Annotated in this window: 4 protein-coding genes; all 4 read right to left on the reverse strand. The window is 73.9% G+C overall.

All coding sequences use genetic code 11. The annotated features are described in order from the left end of the window. Positions 1-175: 175 nt before the first annotated feature. Positions 176-2,212 (reverse strand): multicopper oxidase family protein, encoded by a 2,037-nt coding sequence (locus AAHZ94_RS28420; RefSeq protein ID WP_349996427.1) that lies wholly within the window; start codon positions 2,210-2,212, stop codon positions 176-178. Continuing rightward, positions 2,209-2,427 carry an MbtH family protein gene (locus AAHZ94_RS28425; protein WP_349996428.1) on the reverse strand — a complete coding sequence of 73 codons (219 nt, stop codon included), beginning with the start codon at positions 2,425-2,427 and terminating at the stop codon, positions 2,209-2,211. Before AAHZ94_RS28425 ends, AAHZ94_RS28420 begins: the two co-directional genes overlap by 4 nt. A gap of 121 nt (positions 2,428-2,548) precedes the next feature. After that, on the reverse strand, positions 2,549-3,709 hold the full coding sequence (locus AAHZ94_RS28430; protein WP_349996429.1) for a FecCD family ABC transporter permease: 1,161 nt from the start codon (positions 3,707-3,709) through the stop codon (positions 2,549-2,551). Positions 3,710-3,711: 2 nt separating this feature from the next. Further along, complete coding sequence (locus AAHZ94_RS28435; RefSeq protein ID WP_349996431.1) at positions 3,712-4,743, reverse strand: FecCD family ABC transporter permease; 1,032 nt, start codon at positions 4,741-4,743, stop codon at positions 3,712-3,714. Positions 4,744-4,882: the final 139 nt, after the last annotated feature.

Genomic DNA, 4,882 nt, shown 5'->3' on the forward strand with positions numbered 1-4,882 from the left:
GGGGGGGACTCATGCGCAAGCGCCCCGCGCTACAGCGCTGCCGCCCATGACGGGGGGGGGGTGGGGGGGGCCCGGGGGGGGGCGGGGGCCGGGGGGGGGCGCGCCCGCCCGGTGGCGTGCGACGGAGGGCGTGGCGCCGGGCGGGGCCCCGGGCCACCGGGTGGGGGGGGGTGCGCTAGTGGCCGGAGCCGTGGCCGGCTCCGGAGCCGGGCGCGGCCCCGTGCCCGGGCGGCGCGGCGGCCAGCACCTCGGGCGGCATGATCACGAAGGGGCGCATCATCATCATGTCTTCGTGTTCGTAGATGTGGCAGTGGTGCATGAAGCGGCCGGCGGGGCCGGTGAACTCGGCGGCCACGTTGACCATTTCGCCGGGTCCCAGGCTGACGACGTCCTTGGGGCCGCGTTCACCTGGGGTCAGCGTGCCGCTGCGCTTGCGCTTGAGGGGCGACTTGGTGCCGGCGCCGTAGCCGCCGCCGGGCAGTTCGAAGTACTCGAAGGTGCTGACGTCGTAGTGGTCGCGGCCGAGCGCCTGGAAGGCGACGGCGTGCAGGTGCATCGGGTGCGGATAGCTGCCTTCGGACTTCTCCAGGCTGAGGAAGCTCCAGCGCTCGGTGGCGCCCGCGGGCACGGTGAACTGCACCGGGTCGTTGAAGGTGGATGCGGTGCGCCGGTAGGTGTGCACGGTGCCGTCCGGGTGCTCGAACTGGACCACCCCGTCGATGGGGAAGGGCCCGTCGGGCGCCTTGATGCGCTCCATCTCCCACAGCTCCGGGTCCTTCGGGTAGACCGGGGTGAGCATCACCATGCGCTGCGTGGCGTCGGCCACGTCCGCCTCGTTGCGCCGCCGGTAGGACGGCGAGATCGTGGCGGTGGGCGCGGGCGGCTTCGCCCCGCCGTGGGCGGCCCGCGAGGCGACCCGGAACTCCATCATCTCGGCCCTGATCCCGGGCTCGGGGAAGGCGTTGACCAGCCGCAGCTTGCGCCCGCGCAGGGCGCGGAAGTCCACCAGCAGGTCGGCGCGTTCGGCCGGGGTGAGGACGATGCCGTCCGCCAGCGGTACGGGCTTCGGCAGCAGTCCCGCGTCCCCGCCGATCTGGAGGAAGGCGTCGGCGGGCAGCGGCTGGCCGTCCTCGTCGAGGATGCGCAGGTGGTAGGGCCGGTTGTTGGCGGCGTTCAACGCCCGGAACCTGTACCAGCGGGCCGAGACCTCAAGGTGCGGCCAGATCACGCCGTTGACCAGGGTGAACGGGCCGGTGAACGGGCGGACCAGCTCATAGGGGTCGTCGATGACGACGATGCCCTTGTAGAGCAGTCCACCGGTGAGTTCGCCGCTCTCGTCGGCATCGAGGTTGCGGTCGTAGAAGACCAGCGGGATCTCCTCGTCGCCGGCCGGCAGGTCGAGGTCGTCCTCTTCGTCGTCGCGGATCAGGTACGTGCCGGCGCCGAGCCCCGTCATCACGTTGAGGTGCGTGATGTGCATGGCGTGGTCGTGGTACCAGAAGTGGCCGGCCGGCTGGTCGTTGGGGTATTCGGCGAGTTGGGCGTGGCCGGGGGCGATGGCGTTCTCCGCCCAGCCGTCGTTGCCGCCGCCGGTGACCGCCCCGTGCAGGTGCACCACGGCCCACGGCGGGAGCGCAGCGACCTCGGGGCGCGGCAGCCCGCCCTCGCGACCCGGCCGGTCCCACATCAGCGGCCGGTCGGGGTCGTAGGCGAACGGGACCCGCACCGCGGTCAGCGGGAAGGCGCCGCTCAGGTGGTTCTCCCAGGCGACCCGCAGCCGCCGGCCGCGCCGCACCTCGATGGTCGGCCCGAGGTGGCTGCCGCCGTAGGTCCACAGGTGGGTGGCGGGCAGTTGGCGGTGCAGCCGCACCCGAGCCCGCTCCAGCGGCAGGGTGAGGGTGCCCCGTGGCCGTAGCACGCGCGGGATCGGCAGCGGGTCGAGGAAGGGCCGCAGCGTCTTGGCGGCTGCCGCGGCCCGGGTGGCCTGGCTGGCCCGGATGCCCACCGGGCGCTGGACGGGCAGTTCCGGCAGGTCGCGTACGGGGGTGCCGAGCGCCGCGGTCATCAGGTCGGGTCGCGGCCCTGCGGCCCGGGCGGGGCTGGCGCCCGGCACGGCGGCGGCGACCCCGAGGGCGAGGCCGCCGACCGCCCCCGCGCCGGCGATGAAGTGGCGTCTGCCCAGGCCGTTGCGGGGCGGTGGCAGCGGTCTCATGAGGGGTCGTCAGCCATGCTCGCGATGAGGCTCTTGGGCCGCAGGTCGGTCCAGTGCTGCTCGATGTAGTCCAGGCACGCCTGTCGGGTGTCCTCGGGGTGGACGACGGTCCAACCCTCCGGTACGTCAACGAAGTTGGGCCACAGCGAGTGCTGGCCCTCGTCGTTGGCGAGCACCAGGTACACGCCGTCCTCGTCCTCGAACGGATTGCTCACAACAGCCTCCCGAGTTTTCCGGGGCGCAACGCCCCGGACCTGCTATTTAGGTAAGCCTAACCTTACTTTTCGATCTACATCAAGGGCCCCGGGAGGCCGGTTGCCCCACAGCCCCGACCGACTAGCGCTGCCCCTCGCCGCGCCGGCTGAAGAGCACCCACGCGAGATAGAGCCCGCCCAGCACCGCGGTGGTCACTCCCACCGGCAGTTGGCTGTTGCGCTGCCCCTCGTCGACCACCGCGAGCCAGGGCACCCGGTCCCCCAACCAGCCGAGGCAGGCGAAGAGTTGGTTGGAGGCCAGGTGTGCGGCCGAGAGCAGGGCGGCACCCGTCACCCCGGCCGCGGCGATGCTCACCCCGGGCGAGCGGGTCAGCCGGGCGGCGATCTGCGGCGCGGCGAGCGCCACGAACGGCACCGGGCCCGCACTCGCCACCGCGACCCCGCACAGCGCGACGCCCAGCACCGTCAGCGTCGTCCTGGCCCGGTCCACCGAGAGCCCGAGCCCACTGGCCAACTCGTCGCCCAGCTCCAGCATGCGCAACTGCCGCCCGAGCAGGGCCGCGGCGGGCAACAGCACCACCAGCGCGACCGCCATCGTCTGCACCGACCCCCAGGTGCGCCCGTTGAGCGTCCCGATGAGCCAGATGTGGGCGTTCTGCGCGCTGTTGAGGGTGGACCGGGTGAGCAGGTAGGAGTTGACCGACCCGAGCATGGCGGTCACCCCGAGCCCGATCAGCACCAGCCGCACCCCGTGCACCCCGCCCTTGCTGGCCAGCAGGTACACCACCAGCGCGGTCAGCAGCCCGCCGGCGATGGCCCCGGTGGCCACCTGCGCCGCGCTGCCGCCGACGGCCACGATCACCACGATCGCCCCGGTGGCCGCACCGCTGTTGAAGCCGATGACGTCGGGGCTGGCCAGCGGATTGCGCGACAGGCTCTGGAAGATCGCCCCACTCACCCCGAGCGCACCCCCCACCAGCAGCGCGAGCAGCGCCTGCGGCAGCCGCTCCTGGTTGACGAAGTGCACCGCCAACCGCTCTCCGGTGCCGAAGAACAGCGCCCGCGCCACATCGGGCAGGGCCACCGGATAGGCCCCCACGCACAGGCTGACGGTCAGCAACACCGCACTGAGCACAAGCCCGACGGCACACACCCAGGCCGTACGCGGATGGGTACGGAAGGAGATGCGGCCGGCCCACAGGCTCACCGGCCGGGTGCCGGCGCCCCGTACCGCCCGCTCCCCCGCCGCCTGCGCCCCGGCACCCGGTCGGTGCTCGGTCATCGTCACAACGACACCTCCTTGCGGCGCCGCACCATGGCGATGAACACCGGCGCCCCGATCACCGCGGTCACCGCGCCCACCTCCAACTCGCCCTGCGGCAACACCACCCGGCCCACGATGTCGGCGGTCAGCAGCAGACACGGGGCGAGCAGCATCGAGTACGGCAGCACCCAGCGCAGGTCGGGCCCCGTGCACCAGCGCGCCACCAGCGGGATCACCAGCCCCACGAAGCCGATCGGGCCGGCGGCTGCGGTGGCCGTACCGGTGAGCAGGGTCACCGCGACCACGCCGAGCAGCCGCGTCCTGGCGATCTTCGCGCCGAGCGCCCGCCCGAGGTCGTCGCCGAGCGCCAGCGCGTTCAGCGGCCGGGCCAGCAACACCGCGATGACCAGCCCCACCAGCACGAACGGCAGCATCTGCGGCACCAGGTCCGAGGAGCGCCCGGCGAGCGAGCCGACCATCCAAAAGCGCAGGTAGTCATAGGTGGCGGCGTCGAAGACGGTCAGTCCGGCGATCAGCCCGCTCAGGCTGGCGCTGATCGCTGCGCCGGCCAGGGCCAGCCGCACCGGTGAGGCGCCACCGCGCCCCGACGCGCCGAGCACGTACACCACGACCGTGGTCACCGCGGCCCCCGCGAAGGAGAACCAGACCAGTGTCGGATAGCCGCTGACGCCCACCACGCCGAGCCCGAAGACCACGGCTGCCGACGCACCCGCATTGACTCCGAGCAACCCGGGGTCGGCCAGTGGGTTGCGGGTCAGCGACTGCATGATGGCCCCGGCCGCGCCGAGCCCGGCGCCGGCCATCAGCCCCACCAGGGTGCGCGGCAGCCGCAACTCCCTGATCACCTCGGTGGTGTACGAGCCGTCGTCCGACCACAGCGCCCGCCACACCTCGGGCAGCGAGGTGTCCTTCGCACCGACCCAGGTGCTCAGCACGACCAGCGCCAACAGCAGCCCGGTCAGAACGAGTAAGCCGCCGCCGCGCAGCGCGGTGCGACCGGCGCCGCCCGCGGGCGCGCCCTCCCGGCCCACCGCGCCGCCCGGCCGCCCGCCGCCCGGGCCGGGGGGCGGCCGCGGGGGGGGGGGGCGGCGCGGGGGGGGCCCCCCCCCGGGCGGGCGGGGGGGGGGGGGGGGCGGGGGGGCCGGCCCCCGGCGGGGGGGGGGGGGGGGG

It is taken from the genome of Streptomyces sp. HSW2009 (assembly GCF_040240285.1).
GTDB lineage: Bacteria > Actinomycetota > Actinomycetes > Streptomycetales > Streptomycetaceae > Streptomyces.

Coding starts and splice junctions, on each gene's coding strand:
- AAHZ94_RS28420 (WP_349996427.1), bottom strand. CDS start 2,212: ATGAGACCGCTGCCACCGCCCCGCAACGGCCTGGGCAGACGCCACTTC.
- AAHZ94_RS28430 (WP_349996429.1), bottom strand. CDS start 3,709: ATGACCGAGCACCGACCGGGTGCCGGGGCGCAGGCGGCGGGGGAGCGG.